Below are 918 nucleotides of genomic sequence, written 5' to 3' on the forward strand. Positions count from 1 at the left end.
AGCGTGGTCGTCGCCGCTTTGCGGCGGCGGAAGCGCTCACCGCGGGCTGGGGCGGGATCGCGGCGGTGTCCGCGGCAACGGGGATCGCGCGTAGCACCATCGGATATGGATTGCGGGAACTGCGCGGCGCGGCGCCGGATTCAGCTCTTGGCGGCATCCGGCGCAAGGGTGCCGGACGCAAACCTTTGACGCAGACGGATCCGACACTTCTCAGCGACCTGGAAAGGCTTGTCGACCCCGCCACGCGTGGCGATCCGATGTCACCCTTGAAGTGGACATCGAAAAGCTTGCGGAACTTGGCGGCGGCGCTTTGCGCCATGGGCCATCGTGTCGGTCATGACGTCGTCGGTACTCTGTTGAAAACGCTTGGGTATTCTCTTCAGGGCAATCGAAAGACGCTGGAGGGATCGAGCCACGTCGATCGCGACGCACAGTTCCAGCACATCGCCAGGACGGTCAAGGACGCCATTACGGCCGGTCAACCTGCGATCTCCGTCGATACGAAGAAGAAAGAACTCGTCGGCGACTTCAAGAATGGCGGACGTGAATACCGACCGGCCGGAGCACCAGAGCCGGTCCGCGTCCATGATTTCGTCGACCCGAAGCTCGGTCGTGCCGCGCCCTACGGTATTTATGATATCGCCGATGACAAAGGGTGGGTCAGCGTCGGGATCGACCACGATACCGCTGCCTTCGCCGTCAACGCCATACGCTCCTGGTGGATCAGCATGGGGCGTGATCGCTACGCGCACGCTCATACCTTGACGATCACCGCCGACGGCGGCGGAAGCAACGGTTCGCGCGTGCGCCTGTGGAAAGTCGAACTCCAAAAGCTGGCCGACGAGTTGGGGTTGACCATCGCTGTCCTCCATCTCCCGCCCGGCACCAGCAAATGGAACAAGATCGAACACCGCCTCT

Annotated in this window: 1 protein-coding gene; it reads left to right on the plus strand. The window is 62.6% G+C overall.

Annotated elements, in window-relative coordinates:
- Positions 1 to 918 (plus strand): ISAzo13 family transposase (locus tag QQK95_RS33385; RefSeq protein ID WP_284278848.1); only part of this gene is annotated, 918 nt, incomplete at both ends.

Source organism: Mesorhizobium huakuii (genome assembly GCF_030160235.1).
Taxonomy (GTDB): Bacteria; Pseudomonadota; Alphaproteobacteria; order Rhizobiales; family Rhizobiaceae; genus Mesorhizobium; species Mesorhizobium huakuii.